Consider the following 20,861-nt stretch of genomic DNA (forward strand, 5'->3'; position numbering starts at 1 on the left):
TTCGTTCTCTGATTTGTGCGAACGTTACCCTGCAAGGCGTGTCAGTCCAAGATCGGGCGCCGGATTATCCAAAGCCCTTCCTGATCGGATTGAAACATTCCGTCCGTTCGAACGGCGTCGGGTGGTCGACCAGCCGGCGCGCCGTTGCCGGGCTCACATCTAGAGACCGCCCTGCACCCGCAGGAAGTCGACGATCGAACTGATGCCGTCGCCGCGCTTCATGTCGGAAAAGACGAAGGGGCGGGTCGCCCGCATGCGCGCCGCATCTCGGTCCATCACCTCGAGGTCAGCACCGACATAGGGTGCCAGATCTGTCTTATTGATGACGAGAAGGTCCGATCGGGTGATGCCCGGCCCGCCCTTGCGCGGAATTTCCTCGCCCTGGCAGACGGAAATCACATAGATGGTGATATCGGCGAGATCGGGCGAGAAGGTCGCAGCCAGGTTGTCACCGCCGGACTCGATGAAGACGACATCAAGATCCGGGATGCGCTCGTTGAGATTGGCGATCGCCTGCAGGTTGATCGTCGCATCCTCGCGTATGGCAGTATGCGGGCAGCCGCCGGTCTCCACACCGACAATGCGTTCGGACGGCAGCGCCTGCATGCGCACCAGCGCCTCTGCGTCCTCGGTCGTGTAAATGTCGTTGGTCACGACAGCGACGGAATAGTCGTCACGCATCGCCTTGCAGAGCTTTTCGGTCAGCGCCGTCTTGCCCGAGCCGACCGGCCCGCCGATACCAACCCGCAGGGGTCCGTTTCTTGATTTCATGTGTCTTACTCCAATCGAAGTCAGATGATAGCGAAGCGCTGCTTTCCCGCCACCGTCAAATGACGCAGCTGCGCGGATAATTTCACCTCACGAGCGGAACAGCCGTGTCTGCTGCGTCTCGTGACGAAGGCCCGCAATATCGGCCTGAACCGTCGCCGAACCCAAATCGTCGAGGCTGGAGCGGGCTGCACGCGCGGCAATGTTCATTACATGCTCCTCCAGTCCGGCGAGGATGGCAACGCCGTCCTTCTGCCCCGCAACACCGAGCCGGATACCGGCGGAAACGGCCTGGGAGAGATAGGCATGCAGAAAGGCGGCAAGTGCCTTGTCCAGCTGAATGCCATGCGCGCCCGTTACTGCGCCGATGGCGACTGGATAGGCTGCCCTTTTCGGCAACCGACCGAACACTTCGTCCGGCCAGGCTTGTGCAGCGGCAAGGAAAGCCTCCCCGAGCAAGATCGTTTCCTGATGTCGTTCGCGCGAGCCGGCAAGGGCGGCGGCAAGTTCGGCAAGCTCAGCAAGGTGGGCCGCGTCACTGTGGCTGCGATGACCTTCGGCAAGGAGCACCGCATCGTTCCATACGGAGCCATTGCCGGTCAGCGTCTCCAGCCAATGCCGCAGCATGCCGGCATCTTTGACGAGACCGTCGGCCACGGCCCGCTCAAGACCGCCCGAATAGGCGAATGAACCAACGGGAAAAGCCGGAGAAAGCCATGCCGTCAGACGCAGCAGAGCCTGCAGCTCCCGATCCTCACCCATCAGGTTTCAGTCGTGCTTGTGATGATGGCCGTGGTCGTGTCCATGCTCGTGGTCATGGTCGTGATGATCGTGCCCATGCTCATGGCTGTGCCCGTGATCATGGTGGTCGTGGTCATGATTGTCATGCCCGTGCGAATGATAGGCGCCGCGTGCCGGCTGGAAGGGCTCGTTGATCTCGAGCACCATCGCGCCCAGTCCCTGCAGCATGCTGCGAATGACGTGGTCGCGCAGGATCAGGATGCGATCCTCCTCGATCTGCGCAGAAAGATGGCGGTTGCCGAGATGCCAGGCGAGTTCGATCAGATGCGCGCGGTCGCGGCCGCGCACTTCGAACAGCTTTTCATCGGCAGCAAGGATTTCGATCAGCTCGCCATCCTCGCGCACCAGCATGTCGCCATTGGCAAAAAGCACCGGCTCTTTGAGATCGAGCATCACCATCTCGCCGTTCTCCAGATGCAGGAGCTTGCGGCGCAGGTGCCGCAGATCATGCGGCAGCTTGACCTGCGCGGTCGGGTGAGAGGAAGGGGTACCGGCGGGAAGATAAGAGGTGACGCGCTGCATGACATATCCGTTAAACTGGGACCTAGACCATGCAAAATAGCCCTTCGCGATGCAAGCACCAATGCACGTTTCGTAAACGCCCCGTCGGAAAAGGTCCTAAATTCCGGATGCCTGCAGCAGGCTCACCTCATTGGGTCCAATACCCTGCACGCCAAGCCCATTTTCGACAAGGCCATGCCAGGCATGATTCAGCCCTTCCCGCTCATGAACGACGCGATTGCGGCCGAGCGCCTTGGCGAGATAGAGCGCCTTGTCGGCAGAGGCATAGACCGCCTCCTTGTCGCGTCCCTCATGGAGATCGGCAATGCCGCCCGATATCGTGATGGTAACCTCATGCCCGTCCGCCAGAATCGGCCGCGCGGCAACCTGTGCCCTCACCCCTTCGATGCGCGCCACCCGTTCCGCCGGCGTCCCGCCCTGAACGACGACACCGAACTCCTCACCACCGAGCCGCGCTACGACCGACGCGCCATCAAAAGCCGCGGAAAGCATGGCTGAGACGGCAGTGATGACAGCATCTCCGCAGCCATGGCCGAAACGATCGTTGATCGCCTTGAAACGATCGACGTCGAAAATGGCGAGACAGGCATCCCCTTCCACCTTCTCCAAAGCATCGGTGAAAGCGCGTCGGTTCAACAGCCCGGACAGCGTATCGGTGCGGCTGAGCTTTTCGAACTTGGCACGCGAAACGGTCAGGTCATGAATGGCGAAGCCTGCAACGAGCGACAGCACGCCCGACACCATTCCACCGATCAGCCAGGAAAGGAGGATGGCGAAGACCATGGCATGCCCAAGAGTGATCGGCAGCATTCCCATTAAGTCGAGCGGAGGCAGCGTTATCAGGATGATGAAGCCGGACAGGATAACCGCCAGAAAACTCATCTTCAGCGCAAAAGTATAAACGGTTCTGCGATGCTCGAAACTGCCTAGCTCAGCCTGAAGCGATATCCAATTTTCCATGAGAATCGACCTTCCTGCTCAGCGTTTCCTGGGCATTGATAGGGGCGCAATTGCTGCGGGGGTCTTAATCCAATCGCTAAAATTCGAGTGATTTCAGGGGATTCAGTCAATCTGTTTTTTCTAGCAGGAGGTGCAACTTTTCGGGACAGGAATTATCATTATGAGAAACAAACATAAGACACTGATTCTAAAGTAACTTTATAGAGTATAATCGAGGCCTGTTTCAGAATGATCTATGGCTGAAAAACCACAGTCTATCTCCTGATTTTCACAACCCTCTGGAGAGTGATGTTCAGATTTCACTTTAAGGGCCGCAACGCGGGGAAGCGCGTCAAAAAGACAAGGGCCAAAACGGAAAATAACGCGGCGTCATCAGCAGCGCCAAAGTTGTGGGACCACGATTGTACTTCAATTAAAGAGGAGAAGTGAAAGCGCCAAAGTTTGCGGCAGCGGGTTCCAGAAACCGCTTCGCAAGCCGCCTTTGCACAGTGCAGCCGCAGTCTATGTGTTTGCCTCCGGCAACATCGACATGCATCACCGATCTGTCGATCGTCAACGCGCGAAACACCGGCATCGGCTTCAGGTCAGCCCAGGTCGGCGTCTCCAGATAGAAGGAACGACCGCCCCATCCGAAAATCAGCCATTGGGCGGCAGGATCGCTCACCGGAATGCCCGCATCTTCAAGAAAGGAAAACGACGCCCGGAGCCGATCATCGAGCGGGATCGCAATATCCGTATGGATCGGGCCGGAAAGCAGCAGAATGCGTTGCGAGGGTGTCATACCAGAGGCTTCGGCTGCGACGAGCAGCGGCCCTGGAATGAAGGGCCACCCGCCCCCAATAGCAGAAGCAGCGCGATTGCCCGTATCAGCCATCGCGCTGCCAGCTTCAAACCGCCCATAGATGAGACGGCGTCAGAACAGGAAGTAACGCTGTGCCATCGGCAGCACCGTTGCCGGTTCGCAGGTCAGCAACTCGCCATTTGCCCGCACCTCGTAGGTTTCCGGATCGACCTCGATATCAGGTGTCAGATCATTGTGGATCATCGACGCCTTGGAAATGCCGCCACGCGTGTTCTTGACGGCCACGAGATCCTTGGCGACACCGAGACGACCCTTGATGCCGGCATCGAGCGAGGCCTGCGAGACGAAGGTGACCGAGGAATTCGTCAGGCTCTTGCCGAAGGAGGCAAACATCGGTCGGTAATGCACCGGCTGCGGCGTCGGGATCGAAGCGTTCGGATCGCCCATCGGAGCCGCCGCGATGGAGCCGCCGAGCAGCACCATATCCGGCTTCACGCCGAAGAAGGCCGGGTTCCATAGAACGAGGTCGGCACGCTTGCCGACTTCGATGGAGCCGATCTCGTGCGACAGGCCATGCGCGATCGCCGGGTTGATCGTGTATTTGGCAACATAGCGGCGGACGCGGAAATTGTCGTTGTCGCCCTTTTCTTCCTTCAGGCTGCCGCGCTGGCGCTTCATCTTGTCGGCCGTCTGCCAGGTGCGGATCAGCACTTCGCCGACACGGCCCATGGCCTGGCTGTCCGACGAGATGATCGAGAAGGCGCCGATATCGTGCAGGATGTCTTCGGCCGCGATCGTCTCCTTGCGGATACGGCTTTCGGCAAAGGCGATATCTTCGGGGATCGACGACGACAGGTGATGGCAGACCATCAACATGTCCAGATGCTCGGCGATGGTGTTGACCGTATAGGGCCGCGTCGGATTGGTCGATGACGGAATGACGTTCGGCTGGCCGCAGATCTTGATGATGTCGGGTGCGTGACCGCCACCCGCACCTTCCGTGTGGAAGGCATGGATGGTGCGGCCCTTGATGGCGCCGATCGTATCTTCCACGAAGCCGCTCTCGTTCAGCGTATCCGTGTGAATCATCACCTGCACATCATAGTCGTCGGCAACCGACAGGCAGCAGTCGATGGCGCCTGGTGTCGTGCCCCAGTCCTCGTGCAGCTTCAGCGAGGTGGCGCCAGCCAGCACCATTTCCTGCAGCGCGCCCGGCAGCGACGCATTGCCTTTGCCGGCAAAGGCAAGGTTCATCGGGAAGGCATCGGCAGCCTCGATCATGCGCGCAATGTGCCAGGGGCCGGGCGTGCAGGTCGTCGCCAAGGTGCCATGTGCCGGCCCTGTGCCGCCGCCGAGCATGCAGGTCACGCCGCTCATCAGCGCCTCCTCGATCTGCTGCGGGGCGATGAAATGGATATGGCTGTCCATGCCGCCAGCCGTGAGGATCTTGCCTTCTCCGGCAATCGCTTCCGTACCGGGACCGACGATGATATTGACGCCGGGCTGCATATCCGGATTGCCCGCCTTGCCAATCGCCGCGATACGACCGTCCTTCAGGCCGATATCGGCCTTGTAGATGCCGGTGTGGTCGACGATGACGGCATTGGTGATAACGGTATCGACCGCCCCACCTGCCCGCGTCACCTGGCTCTGGCCCATACCGTCACGGATGACCTTCCCGCCGCCGAACTTCACCTCCTCGCCATAGGTGGTGAAATCCTTTTCGATCTCGATGAAAAGCTCCGTATCGGCAAGGCGGACCTTGTCGCCGGTGGTCGGACCAAACATGCGGGCATAAGCCGCGCGGGAGATCTTGTAGGGCATCTATCAGGCTCCTTGGGAGGAAGAGACGAGCGGTTTTCCGGCAAGCCGCCTGAGGCGGCCGGCTGCAATATAGGAATCGACGAGTTGCTTCTCGGCGGCAAAGGGATGCCATTCCCAGCCCACATGGCCGAAGCCTGCGAGTGTCACCTCGTCGTCGGGAAATCTGTCGAGCACTTCGCCAATCACGATCATGCCGCTGCTCGGCACGACATAAGGCGCTGGCGAGAAAGCAGAAAGCGCCTGATCGACGGCGTCATGAATCTCTTTGTCAACGACCCGATGCTGCTTGCCAGCTTGCATGCAGAAGTCACTGAATTGGCTGGTGTAATCGTCGCAGAAATCATCGAGTTCGGGATGAGAAACGGCAAGCGGCGCGCGCATCGCCTCGAATTTTGCGGGATCGCGCACACTCCAGATTTCGGAGGCTTCGACAACACCGGGATGGGTGCGCCAGCTTTCGGAGCCGAGCATGGCCTTGGCGGGACGGCCGGTATTGCACACGGCGACCACATCGGTATGCGTGCCGCCAGCATCATAGGAGCGGCACTCGTTGAAGCGGATGACAAAGTCGGCGGCATCGATGATCTCCGCCGCTCCTTCTCCGACTTCGCCGTTGCCCACGATCATGATTGTCCTGCCCACTTAATTGCCCATTCCTTCGGCGAGCGCCTTAAGCTCTTTGGTTCTCAGATCCGTCATATCGGCAAGGCAACCTGCCACCAGCATTGGCTCCATCGTGCCGCCGCGTGCCTGGAAGCCGTAGTTTTCGCACTGGGCGTCGCGATAGGTGATCCAGGCGCGCTGCGCCTTGAGCAGCGCCTGCTCGGCGCCCTTCATGTCGGCATCGAGATCCTTGTCGATCGCCACCATGGCAGCACGGGTCTTCTTGTATTGGGCATTGAGCCCCTTGTCGGCCTCTTCATAGCGCGCCTGCGCGCAGCTCGTCATGTCGGATTGTGTCTGCGCATTGTCGCAGTCTACGTCCTCGGCATGGGCGGCACCAGCGGCAAGCAGCATAAGCGCTCCACCGATGAGCCCTATCTTCATTCGCATGAATGTCCTCCCGTCATTTTCTTTTGATTAGAGCCGGCCCATGACGAGCTGGCGGAAGCCATAGACTTCGCGTTTGCCGGACAGCGGAATGAGCGTCACCGAGCGGGTCTGGCCAGGCTCGAAGCGCACCGCCGTACCCGAGGGAATATCGAGCCGCATGCCGTGGGCCTTGTCGCGATCGAAGGACAGGCCGGCATTGGTCTCGGCAAAATGATAGTGGCTGCCGACCTGTACGGGACGGTCGCCGGTATTGGAGACCTCGAGCGTCACAGTCGGCGCGCCGGCATTGAGCTCGATCTCGCCGCCTACAGCAATGATTTCGCCAGGGATCATCTGTTTCTCCTTAAGCCGCCTTGGGCGCGCAGCCCTCGGCCTTCAGAACACGTTTCGTGGAGGCCGGATTGTTCGCAAGTTTTGCCGCAGGCCGGATCGGCCTGACAACGAGATTGCCACCGCAATTCGGGCACTCACCCTTGAGGATATTGTCAACGCAATCCGCACAGAACGTGCATTCGAATGTGCAGATCATAGCTTCCGCGCTGTGAGGCGGCAGATCCTTGTCGCAGCATTCGCAATTGGGTCGAAGCTCCAGCATGGCGTACTCCTCAGCGGATCGGTTCGTGCACGGTCACCAGCTTCGTGCCATCGGGGAAAGTCGCCTCGACCTGCACGTCATGGATCATCTCGGCAATGCCCTCCATAACCTGGTCGCGACTGATCACATGGGCGCCGGCCTCCATCAGTTCGGCGACCGGGCGGCCATCACGCGCGCCCTCGATGACGAAATCACTGATAAGGGCAATGGCTTCCGGATAGTTCAGCTTGACGCCGCGCTCCAGCCGTCGGCGCGCCACCACGGCGGCCATGGAAATCAACAGCTTGTCTTTTTCTCTCGGGGTGAGGTTCATCGTCTATCCGCTTGTTTAACTCATAGATTCCAGACTTTCGGCACAGGCGCTCCATTGCGCAAGGCGGAAATGACAGGGATGAGGATTTTTCTGAGCGCAAAGCCATCGGCTGCGGCAAGGCGCACGACGATCTTGTCGCTCCAGGCGCTTGCCCCGCCCATATGCCCGTCCACCAGCGGCCGGACCTTGGCAAGATAGGCTTCCGACATCGGCCCGGCATACAGCACTGTCGCAAAGGCAACCTGCCCGCCAAGCACAGCCTGCTCTGCCGCCAGTAGCGCCACCGCATCGGAAAGGCGCAGTTCCTCGGCATGAACAAGTTGGCCCGAGCGGCGGATGCGCCAACGATCGCGAAACAGCCCCGTCTCCATCGTCTCACCCATTGCCGTGCGGCCGAGCAGGATGGCTTCGACGGCAAGGAACTCCGCGCTGTCGTCGAGATCGACATCCAGACGGCGAAACAACGAGGCGCGATCGAAAAGAATGGTCTCCTGCGGCAGCCAGTCGACGCGGGCACCCGGCCCGACCTCGATCTGCGTCGTCACTTCTGCCGTGCCGGCCGATGACTTGTAGATCTTCTCGCAGGCCTGCGTCGTTACATCGATGCGCGTACCCGCCCCCGCCGATACGTTCCAGTTCATCCGGTCGCCACCGGTCAGCCCGCCGGCCGTGTTGATAATAACAGCCTCCATCGAGGCATCGAATGTATCCGGCAGACGGATCTTTGCCGCACCTTCCTGATAAAGCTCACGGATTCGCGTACGCCCATCCTGCACCTTGGCAGCAAGATGCCCGCGTCCTTCCGCTCTCTGCGGTCTCGTGATACCCGCCGCCGCGCCTGTCATGCCACCCCCGTGCAGATGCCATCCTGTCTGGCATCTTGCGTTGAATGTGTCTGTTGACTGCAACAAAGCAAGTCCCGTGCCGCTTTCCGAAAGCCCGCACCCCCACGGGCCATAAGGATGGCGCGGAAGGCATCTGCCGCAAAATGCGGCAGATGCCAGCGCGTTGGCCAGAAAGATCATACGGTTAGATGACGGCGCGCTTCCGGCGTATCCAGCGTCTCGGCAAGACCCTCATGCACGATCTCGCCGCGATCCATGATGTAGACATAGTCGGCAAGCTCGCGGCAGAAATCGAGATATTGCTCGACCAGCAGGATCGCCATGCCGGTGGAATCGCGCAGGTAACGGATCGCCCGGCCGATATCCTTGATGATGGAAGGCTGGATACCCTCGGTCGGCTCGTCGAGTACAAGAATTTTCGGCCGCGTGACCATGGCGCGCCCGATCGCCAACTGCTGCTGCTGCCCGCCCGAAAGATCGCCGCCGCGACGCGACAACATCGACTTCAGCACCGGGAAGAGACTGAAGATATCGTCGGGGATGTTGCGGTCGCGGCGGCCAAGCGGAGCAAAGCCGGTTTCGAGGTTTTCCTTGACGGTCAGCAGCGGAAAGATCTCACGCCCCTGCGGCACATAGCCGATGCCTTGCTTGGCCCGGGCAAAGGGCGGCAAGCCATTCAGCTTTGCCTCATTGAAGGTAATCGTGCCGGCCGAAAGCGGATGCTGGCCGGTGATGGCGCGCAGCAGCGAACTCTTGCCGACGCCGTTACGCCCGAGCACGCAGGTGATCTTGCCCATCTCGGCCTTGATCGAGATGCCGCGCAGCGCCTGCGCAGCACCATAATGAAGATTTGCGTTTTCAACGGTCAGCATCTCAGCGCCCCAGATAATTCTCGATCACTTTCGGATCGTTGCTGACGAAATCGATGGATCCTTCCGCCAGCACCGAGCCTTCCGCAAGGCAGGTCACCTTCACACCGAGATCGCGGATGAAGCCCATATCGTGCTCTACGACAACGACGGATCGTGTCTTGGCAATATCCTTCAGCAGGATCGCCGTTTCCGCCGTCTCGGCGTCCGTCATGCCGGCAACAGGTTCGTCGACAAGCAGCAGCTTCGGCTCCTGCGCAAGCAGCATGCCGATCTCCAGCCACTGTTTCTGCCCATGCGACAGGTTGGCGGCGAACTCATCGCGGCGATGCGTCAGCCGCACCGTTTCCAGGATCTCATCGATACGGTCCTTATCTTCACCTGACAGCCGATAGAACAGCGTCGAAAACACCGTGCGGCGGCGGTTGAGCGCCAGTTCGAGATTGTCCCAGACCGTATGGCTTTCGAAGACCGTCGGCTTCTGGAATTTCCGGCCGATGCCGAGCTGGGCAATATCGGCCTCGTCTCTCTTGGTCAGATCGATATTGCCATTGAAAAAGACCTCACCTTCATCCGGCCGGGTCTTGCCGGTGATGATGTCCATCATCGTCGTCTTGCCGGCACCGTTCGGGCCGATGATCGCTCTCAGTTCACCCGGTTCAATGACGATAGAGAGCGAGTTCAGCGCCTTGAAACCATCGAAGGAGACCGAGACACCATTAAGATAGAGCACGCTGTTGGGTTTGACGTCGGGGATCATGGGTCTACTCCGCAGCCTGGATTTTTGCGTCGACGCCTTCTTCATCTGCCGCTGGCGGCACGCCGTTGGATACAGGCTTCCGCTTGCCGAAATATTGCGCGAGCGTGCCAACGATGCCCCTCGGCAGCAAAAGCGTGACAAGCACGAAGAGACCGCCGAGCGCAAACAGCCAGTAATCGGGGAAGAGGCCGGTAAAGATCGTCTTGCCGCCGTTGACGAGGATCGCACCGATGATCGGCCCGATCAGCGTCGCCCGCCCGCCGACAGCCGTCCAGATGACGACTTCGATGGAGTTGGCCGGCGCGAATTCGCCGGGATTGATGATGCCGACCTGCGGCACGTAGAGCGCGCCGGCAATGCCCGCCATCATCGCCGAGACAACAAAGGTGAAGAGCTTGAAATGCTCGACACGATAGCCGAGGAAGCGCGTGCGGCTTTCCGCATCACGCACGCCGACCAGCACCTTGCCAAATTTCGACCGCACGATCGCCGAGGCAATCATCAGCGAGAGTGCCAGGAAGATTGCGGTGGCTGCGAAGAGCGTGGCCCGTGTGCCGTCCGCCTGCACGTTGAAACCAAGGATATCCTTGAAGTCGGTCATGCCATTATTGCCGCCGAAGCCCATGTCGTTGCGGAAGAAGGCAAGCAGCAGCGCATAAGTCATGGCCTGCGTGATGATGGAGAGATACACGCCGTTGACGCGCGAGCGGAAGGCGAACCAACCAAAGATGAAAGCGAGCAGACCGGGTACGAGCAGCACCATCAGTGCCGCAAACCAGAACTGGTCGAAACCGTACCAGAACCAGGGCAGTTCCTTCCAGTTCAGGAAGACCATGAAATCCGGCAGGATCGGATCGCCATAGACGCCCCGCGGGCCGATCTGACGCATCAGATACATGCCCATGGCATACCCGCCGAGCGCGAAAAAAGCGCCATGTCCGAGCGAAAGGATGCCGCAGAAGCCCCAGACGAGATCGAGCGCCAGCGCCAAGAGCGCATAGGTCAGATACTTGCCGAACAGCGCCATGATATAGGTCGGCACATGCAGCGGATTATCCGCCGAGGTCGCGAGGTTCAGCACCGGCACCAGCACTGCGACAGCCAGCAGGATGGCAATGGCAATGGAGATCCGGCGATCGAGAGACCGGAGAAGGAAGGCCGTAATCATGCTTCCACCGCCCTTCCTTTGAGTGCGAAGAGCCCGCGCGGACGCTTCTGTATGAAGAGAATGATGAGGACAAGCACCAGGATCTTGCCGAGCACGGCGCCGGCAAAGGGCTCGAGGAACTTGTTGACGACACCGAGCGACAGAGCACCGACCAGCGTGCCCCAGAGATTGCCGACGCCGCCGAAGACCACGACCATGAAGCTGTCGATGATGTAGCTTTGGCCGAGGTTCGGCGAGACGTTGTCGATCTGCGAGAGCGCCACACCCGCCATGCCGGCAATGCCGGAGCCGAGCGCGAAGGTGAAGGCATCGACCCAGCCGGTACGGATACCCATGGAGGAGGCCATGCGCCGGTTCTGAGTGACGGCGCGCATCTGCAGGCCAAAGGCAGAGCGCTTCAAGAGCATCAGCAGCGCCACGAACACCGCCATTGAGAAGACGATGATCCAGAGACGGTTCCAGGTGATCGACAACCCGCCGAGTTCGAAAGCACCCGACATCCAGCTCGGATTGCGCACTTCACGATTGGTCGGGCCGAAGACCGTGCGCACCGCCTGCTGCAGGATCAGTGACACGCCCCAGGTGGCGAGCAGCGTTTCCAGCGGCCGGCCGTAGAGATAGCGGATGACGATGCGCTCGATGATCAGACCGACGAAACCGGTGAAGACGAAGGCGGCAGGCACGGCAAAGGCCAGCGAATAGTCGGCCATGCCGGGAAAATTCGCGGTGATATATTCCTGCACGACATAAGTCGTGTAGGCGCCGATCATCACCATCTCGCCGTGCGCCATGTTGATGACACCCATGACGCCGAAGGTGATCGCGAGGCCGATGGCCGCAAGCAGCAGCACCGAACCGAGCGATAGCCCGTACCAGACGTTCTGGACGATGTTCCAGAGGGCCAGGCTGCGGTTGATTGTGCTGACATGTGCCTGAATGGCAGGCTTGAGATCATCAGGCGCGGTTGCCAGCGCCGTGGTCAGGATGGTCAGCGCATCGCGGCCGCCGCGCGCGGCAACCGTATCGATCGCCTGCCGCTTTTCATCGGCGCTCGCATCGCTCTTCAGCACCATGACGGCTCGCGCCGCTTCCATCGTGCTCTTGATCTCGGCGTCCTTTTCATCCGCCAGTGCGGAATTGAGCAAATCAAGATTGGCTGGGTCGGCATCCTTCAGGAGCCCCTGGGCGGCCGCGAGGCGGGCACCACGATCAGGGCTCAACAGCGTCATCTGGCTCATCAATGTGCCGATGAGCGTACGCACCGAATTGTTGATCCTGACCTTCGACATCGTATCGGGATCGATATCTGCAATTGCTTCACCGGTGAGCGGATCGGAAAAGGTCGGCTCGTCATCCGTGCCGCCCTGAACGAGGACGGGGCCTCCCGCATCGGAATTGACGTAAAGAAGGCCATCGCTCAGTTGCTGCAATATCTGGCTGACATGCGCATCCTTGGAAGCGACGAGCGCCTTGATGGCCGCTTCGCGCTCCGGAAAACCGCCGACGCCAAGCGCATCGACAAGAGTGTGGACATCATCCTGGGCCTTCAGGCCTGCCGTCACGCCGGTAAGCGTCAGGCAAAGGGTTAAAAGAAAGATCTTGATGGCGCGATACATCGGCTTTCCCGCCTAAATCGTTGGCCTGTCGGCAATACCGCTGGGGACGGAGCTTCCGCCCGGATATGAAATCCGGACGGAAGTCTTAATGGCTCATGTCGGACAGGCGAACTCAGGACCCCTTGCCGCCGCACTTGCCGGTAGCAACGTTGAAGTTGCCGCAGTTCATCGGCTTGCGCCAATCGGAGATCAGGTCCTTGGAGTCCGGCAGGAAATCGGACCATTCGTCGCCGACGACTGCGGGGGTCTGCTGGACGATTTCGAACTGGCCGTTCGCCTGGATTTCACCGATCAGCACCGGCTTGGTGATGTGGTGGTTCGGCATGACGGTCGCCGTGCCGCCCGAGAGGTTCGGAACAGAGACGCCGATAATGTGGTCGAGAACCGCATCCGTATCGGTCGTGCCGGCAGCCTGAACGGCCTTAACCCAGGCATTGAAGCCGATATAGGCAGCTTCCATCGGGTCGTTGGTCACGCGCTTGTCGTTCTTTGTGTAAGCATGCCATTCCTTGATGAACTTCTTGTTGATCGGCGTATCGACCGATTCGAAGTAGTTCCAGGCGGCCAGGTGGCCGACGAGCGGCTTGGTGTCGAGACCGGCAAGCTCTTCTTCGCCGACCGAGAAGGCGACAACAGGAATATCGGTTGCCTTGACGCCCTGGTTGCCGAGTTCCTTGTAGAAGGGAACGTTGGCATCACCGTTGATGGTGGAGACGACGGCCGTCTTCTTGCCGGCCGCACCGAATTCCTTGATCTTGGAGACTTCCGTCTGCCAGTCGGAGAAACCGAACGGCGTATAGTTGATCAGGATGTCTTCCTTCGGAATGCCCTTGGATTCGAGATAGGCTTCCAGGATCTTGTTGGTCGTGCGCGGATAGACATAGTCGGTGCCTTCGAGCACGAAGCGCTTCACGCCTTCAGTGTTCATCAGGTAGTCGACGGCCGGGATCGCCTGCTGGTTCGGAGCGGCACCCGTGTAGAAGATATTGCGGGAGGATTCTTCACCCTCGTACTGGACCGGGTAGAAGAGCAGCGAGTTCAGCTCTTCGAAAACCGGCAGGACCGACTTGCGCGAAGAGGAGGTCCAGCAACCGAAAACGGCCGCAACCTTGTCCTTTTCGATCAGCTCGCGGGCCTTTTCGGCAAAGAGCGGCCAGTCGGAAGCCGGATCGACGACGACGGCTTCGAGCTTCTTGCCGAGGAGACCGCCCTTCTTGTTCTGCTCGTCGATGAGCATCAGCATGGCGTCTTTCAGCGTGGTTTCGGAAATCGCCATCGTGCCGGAAAGCGAGTGCAGAACGCCGACCTTGATCGTGTCGTCGGCGGCAACCGCACCGTGGAAGGCGGCCGATGCGGCCATGACCGCGCCGAGTGCTGCGCCTGTAATAGTGGATTTGAGATTCATCTGGTTGAACTCCCCTCTTCTTGTTCCGCAACAGGGCCGGAAACGGAGATTAACTGTTGCTTAAAGAACTATCGGGTGCTGCAACGCAAAAACACATACGCAAAATGACGTAGGCGGCAGGGGCAAACGGGCAGGTAAAGACAAGACAGGGCATCCCGCGGAGGACGCCCTGCCAGTTCGATATTATCCGCCGATCGTCAAGGTGACCGATGTCGGGCCATAGGAAAGGGTCGCCTTGTGGCCGGAAATGGTGAACCTGTCGAAAATGCCGGTGACGGCTCCCGCTTTCAGGATCTCGATCTTCGTTCCGGGCGCCGGGGCGTAGCCCGGGGCAAGTGTGACGTCGAGGTCGCCGGAGAGCGCCGCATTGCCCGCGATGATCAGGGTGCCCGCGCCGTCGGCGCCGAGCGTCGGCTTCGCCACGGCATTGGCGAGCTGCTGGTAATCACCGCCCACGGTGAGGGGCTTATCGGCCGCCAGGACGAGAGAACCGCCCTTCACGGACAGTCCGCCGGTGCCGAAGGCCGAGGGCGAGCCTGCCACCAGCACGCCTTCTTCCAGCACCGTGCCGCCGGCATAGCTGTTGACGCCGGAAAGGCCGAGAATGCCGCTACCACGCTTCGCCAGTTTGCCCTTGCCGCCAATATCGTTGCGCCAGGTATCGATCGCATTGAAGCCGCCCTTTGCGGCATCCATCGTCACGGTCACGTCCTGATCGAAGGCGCCATAGCCGTCTGCGGCGGCAAACAGGTTGAGGCGACCGTAGCCTTCAGCATCATCGAGCAGCGGATAGCCAGAGGCGATCTCCGTCGTGCCAAGCACGTCGCGGCGCTGCTCGCCGTCGAGATAGGGCAGACGCGTTTCGAGAAGCGCTTCGGCTCCTTGCGGCACGCGGGCCGGCTGGTCGGTCCCATGGATGGTGGGCAGGCCGTAGCTCAGGCGCTGCAGCACGTAAGCGCGGTTGGCGTAATGATCAGCGAAACGGTCTGCGGCGAGCGGCGCTGCATGAGCCACGACTTCGAGAGCGCCCGCATCCGCAACGCCCGATTTAGCAATGAGCCATGACTGCGCTTGGGCGTAAGCATCGCTCTTCAGCGCGGCGTTGTCGGCCTTGTTCAGATTATAGACGACCGTGGCGGTGCCGAGCATGCGACCGCCCATCACGTCGAGCGGAGAATGCATGCCGGCAAGGATACGGTCTTCGCCCAGTTCGGCGGCGCGCGTGATCATTTCCTGGAAGCGCTGTGGCACGAGATAGGCCATGGCGAGCGCATCCCGCCAGGCCTCCGCCGTGTGCCCGCTCGGGAAGCCACCGTCCTCGACCGGCTTCCCGCTCTTGGCGGGCTCAAGCGTCGGCACCACCGACACCTCCTGGCTCCAGCGGTAGGGACGGCCATATTTGAAATAACGCTTTGCAGGCTCCGTCGAACCGTCACCGCTTGCGGCGTTGATGAAGTCGATTGCAAGCCCCATGTCCGGATTGGCGTCGGTTTTGTTTTCCGCGTCCGGCTTGCTGCCGGCGCCGCGATTGTTGCCCTTGTCGTCATGTTTGACCGTCTTCGCATCGGCCGCGACCTCAGTGATCGTCGTGGTCTGCTTGGAGCCCGCCTTCCAAGCATCCATCAGCGGGCCGAGGCCATCGACGATGCTGGCATTCTTGCCGCGGCGATCGTCGAGATAGGCGGCTACCGCCTGTTCGGCCGTCCGCGCCTTCGTCGCCTTGACGACATAAGCGATATTCGCATCGTGGACGAGCTTGTTGACGACCTGGCCGTCGGTTTTGCTGAAGGGAATGCCGTCCCAATCCGTTTTGGCAACCGCGGGGCAATTGTCCTTGGCTGGGGCCTCTACGCCGGCATCGACGAATGGCGTGCGCGGCGTCCATACGTCGAGGAAGCCGGAGAGAAGATGGACGGCGGCATTGGTGTCCACTGTCGAGAAGCAGGCATCGCCGCGCTTGTTGGTGTTTCCGGCCTCCGAATAAGGCGCTTTCGCCGCCGTTGCCTGCTCGGCAGCGGCAAGCGATGGCACGATCGAAAGAAGGCAGACGAGCGCGGTGCTCAGGCGGCAAAGGCTTGCAACAGACATGGTGATACCCGAGATGGTTGAACGGACGGCGGGAGAGTTAGAGCCCTTATGTGACAGACCAGTTTCAAAAATATTGCCGTTCTGTGAATCTGTCGGCGTTCCGCCTCTTGCCTTTCCCGCCCATCCCGCCAAAAGTGGCTCGGAGACGATAAGCTGACCGGAACGCCGGAAAGAGGGCATGACAGCGCGCCAACGCATCATTCCGGTGAGACGCGAATATAATCGCTGGGTCGCCAACCAGACGCTCGAAGATTACGCGCTGCGTTTCACCGCAAAGAGCGCCCGACGCTTCTCCTCCCAGCGCATCTCGCAAACAGCGATCGGCGCCATTTCCTTCCTGGCGCTGGAAGCGATCGGCGGCGCCATCACGCTGTCCTACGGCACGACCAACGCCTTCTTCGCCATCATCGTCGCCTCCATCGCCATGCTCGCGATCGGTCTGCCAATCAGCCGCTATGCCATCCGCCACGGCGTCGATATCGACCTGCTGACGCGCGGCGCGAGCTTCGGTTACATCGGCTCGACGATCACCTCGCTGATCTATGCAAGCTTCACCTTCATGCTGTTTGCAATCGAGGCCTCGATCATGTCGGGCGCACTGGAACTGACGCTCGGCATACCCCTATGGATCGGCTACATCATCAGCGCCGTCATGGTGATCCCGCTCGTCACCCACGGCGTGCGGCTGATCAGCAGGTTCCAGCTCATGACCCAGCCCTTCTGGATCGTCCTGAATATCCTGCCCTTCATCTTCATCGCCCTGATGGATTGGCAGCAATTCGATGTCTGGCGCGCTTTTGCGGGCATCCGCCATGCCTCCGGCCCGCCCGGCACGGTCGCAGATTTCAATCTTGTGGAATTCGGCGCGGCCTCCGCCGTCATCCTCGCGCTCATGTCGCAGATCGGCGAACAGGCGGACTTCCTGCGCTTCCTGCCGCCGGATCCGCAGCGCAAATGGCGCCACCGCCTCGCCGTTTTCCTCGCCGGTCCCGGCTGGGTCATCATCGGCGCACCGAAACTGCTGGCCGGTTCATTTCTCGTCGTGCTGACTTTCACATCCGGCGTGCCGGTCGACCGGGCCGCCGACCCGGCACAGATGTACCTGACTGCCTTCGGCTATATGATCCCCTGGCACAATGCCGCCCTGTTGCTCATGGTCGCCTTCGTGGTCGTCTCGCAGCTGAAGATCAATGTGATGAATGCCTATGCCGGCTCGCTCGCCTGGTCGAACTTCTTCTCGCGTCTGACGCACAGCCATCCCGGCCGCGTTATCTGGTTGGTCTTCAACGTGGCGATCGCCCTGCTGCTGATGGAGCTCGGCATCTATCGGCTGCTTGAAGAAACGCTCGGTATCTTCTCGATCATCGCCATGGCCTGGCTCTGCACCATCTCGGCCGATCTCTTCATCAACAAGCCGCTCGGCCTTGCCCCTCCCGGTATCGAATTCAAGCGCGCCCACCTCTACGATATCAATCCGGTCGGCCTGGGCGCCATGACATTGTCGGCCGGCATCGCGCTGATTGCCCATTTCGGCACCTTCGGTTCGATCGCCGCCTCGCTTGCCCCTTACATCACGCTTGTGATCGCGCTGGTCGCCTCGCCTGCGCTCGCCTGGGCAACCAAGGGCAAGTTCTACCTCGCCCGCAAGCCGCGCCATGCCTGGAAGAACCTGACGACCATCACCTGCTCCGTCTGTGAGCACCCCTTCGAGCCCGAAGACATGGCGTGGTGCCCGGCCTATGCCGCGCCGATCTGCTCGCTCTGCTGCTCGCTCGACAGCCGTTGCCACGATATGTGCAAGCCGAACGCCCGCCTCAACGCGCAGGTCGGCGCCGTCGCAAAGACCCTGCTGCCGGAAACCATCGTCCAGAAACTGACGACCCGCCTCGGCCGCTACGGCATTGCTGTGGCACTGGCACTGACGGCCGTGGGCGCGATCCTTGCGATGATCGCCCATCAGGTGGCCTCGGCCTCGCCGGAGACTGCCGAAGTCGTCAACCGCACCATCCTGATCGTCTTCTTCGTCTTCTCTGTTATCGCCGGCATTGCCTGCTGGTTCTATGTGCTCGCCCATGACAGCCGCGTCGTTGCCGAGGAGGAATCCTCCCGCCAGAACACGCTTCTGCTCAAGGAAATTGCCGCTCACAAGAAGACCGACGCAGCCCTGCAGACCGCCAAGGAAACGGCCGAAGCCGCCAACCGCGCCAAGAGCCGCTACGTTGTGGGCTTGAGCCACGAACTGCGCACGCCGCTGAATGCTGTCCTCGGTTACGCCCAGATCCTCGAACGCGACGAGACGATCCCCGCCCCGCGCCAATCCTCCATCAAGGTCATCCGCCGCAGCGCCGAGCATCTTTCCGGCCTGATCGATGGCCTTCTGGACATCTCGAAAATAGAAGCCGGCCGCCTGCAGGTCTATTCGAACGAGATCAACATCCAGGACTTCCTCGACCAGATCGTCGATATGTTCCGGCCGCAGGCGCAGGCGAAAGGCCTGTCCTTCATTCACGAACGCTCGCAGGCCCTGCCGCAATTCGTGCGCACCGACGAAAAACGACTGCGCCAGATCCTCGTCAACCTGCTCTCCAATGCGATCAAATTCACCGATGAAGGCAGCGTCACCTTCGATGTCGGCTACCGCAGCCAGGTCGCGACCTTTACCGTCTCCGACACCGGCCGTGGCATCGCCGAACAGGATCTGACGCGCATTTACGAACCCTTCCAGCGCGGTGAAGCAGAAAGCGTGCGGCCCATGCCCGGCCTCGGGCTTGGCCTGACCATTACCCGCCTTCTGACCAACACGCTCGGCGGCGAAATCGCGGTCGACAGCGAAAAGGACAGAGGCTCGACCTTCCGTGTCCGCCTGATGCTGTCGGCCGTGATGCGCCCTGCCGCTCCGCCGCAGGAAAAGAAGATCGTCAGCTATGACGGCCCACGCCGCACGGTCGTCGTCGTTGATGACAACGAGGATCATCGCGAGATGATGCGCGAGATCCTGGTGCCGCTCGATTTCATCGTGCTGACGGCAGCAAGCGGCCTGGACTGCCTGACGCTCGTCGAAGGCATCGAGCCAGATCTCTTCCTCGTCGATATCTCCATGCCAGGCATGAACGGCTGGCAGCTCGTTTCCCGGCTGCGTGAGACGGGAAGCGCCGCGCCGATCGTGATGCTGTCAGCCAATATCGGCGACGCAGCCGCTCACAGCGACAGCGACGACAGCCACAATGATGCGATCGGCAAGCCGGTCGATATCAAACAACTGCGCGATAAGCTGGCCCTGCATCTCGGCCTGAAGTGGCTCTATGCCGACGATCAGGTGCCGGCTCCGGCACCTGCAGCCATATCGCTGAAAAGCCCGGGGACTGCACATCTGCAGGAACTGCTGCGGCTTGGCGAGATCGGCTACATCAGGGGCATAGAAGCCAAGCTCGCCGACCTTGCCAAAGTGGAGGCAAATCAGCCATTCACCGAGGAACTCCGCTCCTATGTCGCCGCTTTCGATCTCGCCGGCTTCATGGATTTCCTGCACAAATTCGAAGAAAAGGGTGAAACCGTTGGCTGAGCTTCCTCGCGACATCGTTCTCTTGGTTGACGATTCGCCCGAAGCGCTCGGCTTTTTGACCGACGCGTTGGAACAGTCTGGCTTTTCCGTGCTGATCGCCACATCAGGCTCGGCCGCGCTCAACATCGTTGAGCGTATCACGCCGGATCTCATCCTGCTAGATGCGGTCATGCCTTCGATGGACGGTTTCGAAACCTGCCGCAGGCTGAAGGCCAATGCCGCCGTCGCCCAGGTACCCGTCATCTTCATGACGGGGCTGACCGAAACCGAGCATGTCGTACATGCCTTGGAATCGGGCGGAGTCGACTACCTGTCGAAACCGATCAACATCGATGAACTGCGTGCCCGCATTCGCGTTCATCTGCGCAACGCCCGCTCGGCCCAAAGCGCGCGCGTGGCGCTCGATGCCGCCGGCCGTCACTTGCTGGCCGTGAAGGGCAATGGCGCGATCCATTGGTCCACGCCACAGGCCACCCGCCTCGTCAATGCCGCCATGGGAAGCGACGATGGCATGGAGGTCGTCTCCCGCACAATCGGCACCTGGATGAAGGAGCGTGCCACTGCCGCGCGTGACGCCCTCATCTCCATCGCTCATGTCGGTCAGGCCGCTCTTCAGCTCGCCTTCCTCGGCGCCATCGGCCCCGACGAATATCTCTTCCGCCTGACGGCTGCCAACCAGCGCAGCGACGACGAAGTCCTGCGTCGGCATTTTTCACTGACGCAGCGCGAGTCCGAAGTGCTGATGTGGATCGCCAAGGGCAAGGCCAATCGCGATATCGGCGAAATTCTCGGCCTGTCCGCGCGCACGGTGAACAAGCACCTCGAACAGATCTATGTGAAGCTTGGCGTCGAAAACAGGGCATCCGCCGCCGTGAAGGCGGCGCATGTCTTGCATGAGATGTGAGGATGC

19 protein-coding genes and 1 pseudogene are annotated in these 20,861 nt (G+C 60.6%); 2 read left to right on the forward strand and 18 right to left on the reverse strand.

What is annotated here, in order from left to right; genetic code table 11:
- Window positions 1-159 precede the first annotated feature (159 nt).
- From ureG to ACK9YZ_RS15860, 18 genes and pseudogenes are all read right to left on the reverse strand, one after another.
- Entirely contained in the window at window positions 160-771 is a 612-nt protein-coding gene (gene ureG, locus ACK9YZ_RS15775; RefSeq protein WP_416064450.1) for an urease accessory protein UreG, read from the reverse strand.
- Between the two features lie 87 nt (window positions 772-858).
- On the reverse strand, window positions 859-1,530 hold the full coding sequence (locus ACK9YZ_RS15780) for an urease accessory protein UreF (RefSeq protein ID WP_416064451.1): 672 nt from the start codon (window positions 1,528-1,530) through the stop codon (window positions 859-861).
- 6 nt (window positions 1,531-1,536) lie between these two features.
- Entirely contained in the window at window positions 1,537-2,091 is a 555-nt protein-coding gene (gene ureE, locus ACK9YZ_RS15785) for an urease accessory protein UreE (RefSeq protein WP_416064452.1), read from the reverse strand.
- Between the two features lie 96 nt (window positions 2,092-2,187).
- On the reverse strand, window positions 2,188-3,051 hold the full coding sequence (locus ACK9YZ_RS15790) for a GGDEF domain-containing protein (protein ID WP_416064453.1): 864 nt from the start codon (window positions 3,049-3,051) through the stop codon (window positions 2,188-2,190).
- A 408-nt stretch (window positions 3,052-3,459) separates the two neighbouring features.
- Window positions 3,460-3,942, reverse strand: a pseudogene (locus ACK9YZ_RS15795) (TIGR02117 family protein).
- Window positions 3,943-3,964: 22 nt separating this feature from the next.
- A complete protein-coding gene (ureC, locus tag ACK9YZ_RS15800) occupies window positions 3,965-5,677 on the reverse strand; it encodes an urease subunit alpha (protein ID WP_216755582.1) in 1,713 nt (570 codons plus the stop codon).
- A 3-nt stretch (window positions 5,678-5,680) separates the two neighbouring features.
- Entirely contained in the window at window positions 5,681-6,304 is a 624-nt protein-coding gene (locus ACK9YZ_RS15805; RefSeq protein ID WP_416064454.1) for a Urease operon accessory protein, read from the reverse strand.
- Between the two features lie 15 nt (window positions 6,305-6,319).
- Window positions 6,320-6,730, reverse strand: coding sequence for a lysozyme inhibitor LprI family protein (locus ACK9YZ_RS15810; RefSeq protein WP_216755584.1), 411 nt, complete (start codon window positions 6,728-6,730; stop codon window positions 6,320-6,322).
- 27 nt (window positions 6,731-6,757) lie between these two features.
- The gene (locus ACK9YZ_RS15815; RefSeq protein ID WP_216755585.1) at window positions 6,758-7,063 is read right to left on the reverse strand and encodes an urease subunit beta; all 306 of its coding nucleotides are present in this window, start codon (window positions 7,061-7,063) and stop codon (window positions 6,758-6,760) included.
- 10 nt (window positions 7,064-7,073) lie between these two features.
- On the reverse strand, window positions 7,074-7,325 hold the full coding sequence (locus ACK9YZ_RS15820; RefSeq protein ID WP_216755586.1) for a DUF1272 domain-containing protein: 252 nt from the start codon (window positions 7,323-7,325) through the stop codon (window positions 7,074-7,076).
- A 10-nt stretch (window positions 7,326-7,335) separates the two neighbouring features.
- Complete coding sequence (locus ACK9YZ_RS15825; protein WP_416064455.1) at window positions 7,336-7,638, reverse strand: urease subunit gamma; 303 nt, start codon at window positions 7,636-7,638, stop codon at window positions 7,336-7,338.
- Window positions 7,639-7,658: 20 nt separating this feature from the next.
- Window positions 7,659-8,483: an urease accessory protein UreD gene (locus ACK9YZ_RS15830; protein ID WP_416064456.1), complete on the reverse strand. Its 825-nt coding sequence runs from the start codon at window positions 8,481-8,483 to the stop codon at window positions 7,659-7,661.
- 176 nt (window positions 8,484-8,659) lie between these two features.
- Window positions 8,660-9,355 (reverse strand): urea ABC transporter ATP-binding subunit UrtE, encoded by a 696-nt coding sequence (gene urtE / locus ACK9YZ_RS15835; RefSeq protein ID WP_416064457.1) that lies wholly within the window; start codon window positions 9,353-9,355, stop codon window positions 8,660-8,662.
- Between the two features lies 1 nt (window position 9,356).
- Window positions 9,357-10,112, reverse strand: coding sequence for an urea ABC transporter ATP-binding protein UrtD (urtD, locus tag ACK9YZ_RS15840; RefSeq protein WP_216755589.1), 756 nt, complete (start codon window positions 10,110-10,112; stop codon window positions 9,357-9,359).
- Between the two features lie 4 nt (window positions 10,113-10,116).
- Window positions 10,117-11,280: an urea ABC transporter permease subunit UrtC gene (urtC, locus tag ACK9YZ_RS15845; RefSeq protein ID WP_416064458.1), complete on the reverse strand. Its 1,164-nt coding sequence runs from the start codon at window positions 11,278-11,280 to the stop codon at window positions 10,117-10,119.
- The gene (gene urtB / locus ACK9YZ_RS15850; RefSeq protein ID WP_416064459.1) at window positions 11,277-12,896 is read right to left on the reverse strand and encodes an urea ABC transporter permease subunit UrtB; all 1,620 of its coding nucleotides are present in this window, start codon (window positions 12,894-12,896) and stop codon (window positions 11,277-11,279) included. Before urtB ends, urtC begins: the two co-directional genes overlap by 4 nt.
- Window positions 12,897-13,008: 112 nt before the next feature.
- Window positions 13,009-14,301 (reverse strand): urea ABC transporter substrate-binding protein, encoded by a 1,293-nt coding sequence (urtA, locus tag ACK9YZ_RS15855; RefSeq protein WP_416064460.1) that lies wholly within the window; start codon window positions 14,299-14,301, stop codon window positions 13,009-13,011.
- A gap of 183 nt (window positions 14,302-14,484) precedes the next feature.
- Window positions 14,485-16,389, reverse strand: coding sequence for a phosphatase PAP2 family protein (locus ACK9YZ_RS15860; RefSeq protein WP_416064461.1), 1,905 nt, complete (start codon window positions 16,387-16,389; stop codon window positions 14,485-14,487).
- A gap of 178 nt (window positions 16,390-16,567) precedes the next feature.
- Between ACK9YZ_RS15860 and ACK9YZ_RS15865 the strand changes: the two genes are divergently transcribed.
- Window positions 16,568-19,951, forward strand: coding sequence for an ATP-binding protein (locus tag ACK9YZ_RS15865; protein WP_416064462.1), 3,384 nt, complete (start codon window positions 16,568-16,570; stop codon window positions 19,949-19,951).
- Window positions 19,944-20,855: a response regulator transcription factor gene (locus tag ACK9YZ_RS15870; protein WP_216755595.1), complete on the forward strand. Its 912-nt coding sequence runs from the start codon at window positions 19,944-19,946 to the stop codon at window positions 20,853-20,855. The genes ACK9YZ_RS15865 and ACK9YZ_RS15870 overlap by 8 nt, the downstream gene beginning before the upstream one ends.
- The last annotated feature ends 6 nt before the right edge of the window (window positions 20,856-20,861 follow it).

Source organism: Rhizobium sp. ZK1, from assembly GCF_047782645.1.
GTDB lineage: Bacteria > Pseudomonadota > Alphaproteobacteria > Rhizobiales > Rhizobiaceae > Rhizobium.

Coding starts and splice junctions, on each gene's coding strand:
- ureG (WP_416064450.1), bottom strand. CDS start 771: ATGAAATCAAGAAACGGACCCCTGCGGGTTGGTATCGGCGGGCCGGTC.
- ACK9YZ_RS15780 (WP_416064451.1), bottom strand. CDS start 1,530: ATGGGTGAGGATCGGGAGCTGCAGGCTCTGCTGCGTCTGACGGCATGG.
- ureE (WP_416064452.1), bottom strand. CDS start 2,091: ATGCAGCGCGTCACCTCTTATCTTCCCGCCGGTACCCCTTCCTCTCAC.
- ACK9YZ_RS15790 (WP_416064453.1), bottom strand. CDS start 3,051: ATGGAAAATTGGATATCGCTTCAGGCTGAGCTAGGCAGTTTCGAGCAT.
- ureC (WP_216755582.1), bottom strand. CDS start 5,677: ATGCCCTACAAGATCTCCCGCGCGGCTTATGCCCGCATGTTTGGTCCG.
- ACK9YZ_RS15805 (WP_416064454.1), bottom strand. CDS start 6,304: ATGATCGTGGGCAACGGCGAAGTCGGAGAAGGAGCGGCGGAGATCATC.
- ACK9YZ_RS15810 (WP_216755584.1), bottom strand. CDS start 6,730: ATGCGAATGAAGATAGGGCTCATCGGTGGAGCGCTTATGCTGCTTGCC.
- ACK9YZ_RS15815 (WP_216755585.1), bottom strand. CDS start 7,063: ATGATCCCTGGCGAAATCATTGCTGTAGGCGGCGAGATCGAGCTCAAT.
- ACK9YZ_RS15820 (WP_216755586.1), bottom strand. CDS start 7,325: ATGCTGGAGCTTCGACCCAATTGCGAATGCTGCGACAAGGATCTGCCG.
- ACK9YZ_RS15825 (WP_416064455.1), bottom strand. CDS start 7,638: ATGAACCTCACCCCGAGAGAAAAAGACAAGCTGTTGATTTCCATGGCC.
- ACK9YZ_RS15830 (WP_416064456.1), bottom strand. CDS start 8,483: ATGACAGGCGCGGCGGCGGGTATCACGAGACCGCAGAGAGCGGAAGGA.
- urtE (WP_416064457.1), bottom strand. CDS start 9,355: ATGCTGACCGTTGAAAACGCAAATCTTCATTATGGTGCTGCGCAGGCG.
- urtD (WP_216755589.1), bottom strand. CDS start 10,112: ATGATCCCCGACGTCAAACCCAACAGCGTGCTCTATCTTAATGGTGTC.
- urtC (WP_416064458.1), bottom strand. CDS start 11,280: ATGATTACGGCCTTCCTTCTCCGGTCTCTCGATCGCCGGATCTCCATT.
- urtB (WP_416064459.1), bottom strand. CDS start 12,896: ATGTATCGCGCCATCAAGATCTTTCTTTTAACCCTTTGCCTGACGCTT.
- urtA (WP_416064460.1), bottom strand. CDS start 14,301: ATGAATCTCAAATCCACTATTACAGGCGCAGCACTCGGCGCGGTCATG.
- ACK9YZ_RS15860 (WP_416064461.1), bottom strand. CDS start 16,389: ATGTCTGTTGCAAGCCTTTGCCGCCTGAGCACCGCGCTCGTCTGCCTT.
- ACK9YZ_RS15865 (WP_416064462.1), top strand. CDS start 16,568: ATGACAGCGCGCCAACGCATCATTCCGGTGAGACGCGAATATAATCGC.